At 56.1% G+C, this 285-nt stretch carries 1 protein-coding gene; it reads left to right on the top strand.

The window, feature by feature from the left end; genetic code table 11:
• Positions 1-251, top strand: a 251-nt coding sequence (locus F6X42_RS43215) for an integrase core domain-containing protein (protein WP_187639799.1), incomplete at its 5' end; no start/stop codon positions are given.
• Positions 252-285 lie beyond the last annotated feature (34 nt).

Below are 285 nucleotides of genomic sequence, written 5' to 3'. Positions count from 1 at the left end.
GCAGGGGCATCCGCCTGTCCATGGATGGCAAAGGCGCCTGGCGCGACAACGTATTCGTCGAACGCGTGTGGCGCAGCGTGAAATATGAAGAGGTGTATCTGAAAGCCTATGAATCAGTCAGCCATGCGCGCCGCTCCATCGGCGATTACCTGAATCTTTACAACCAGAAACGGCCCCATTCGAGTCTGTCCGATCAGACGCCGGATGAGGCATACTTCGCGACGCTGCCAGCGATCAAATCGGCAGCTTGATGACCCCGGCGCTTCCACTTATAAATTCGATCTG

This window comes from Paraburkholderia podalyriae, assembly GCF_014397785.1.
Classification (GTDB): domain Bacteria; phylum Pseudomonadota; class Gammaproteobacteria; order Burkholderiales; family Burkholderiaceae; genus Paraburkholderia; species Paraburkholderia podalyriae.
The sequence above is the reverse complement of the archived record's forward strand: the minus strand, read 5'-3'. Positions and strand labels throughout refer to the sequence as shown.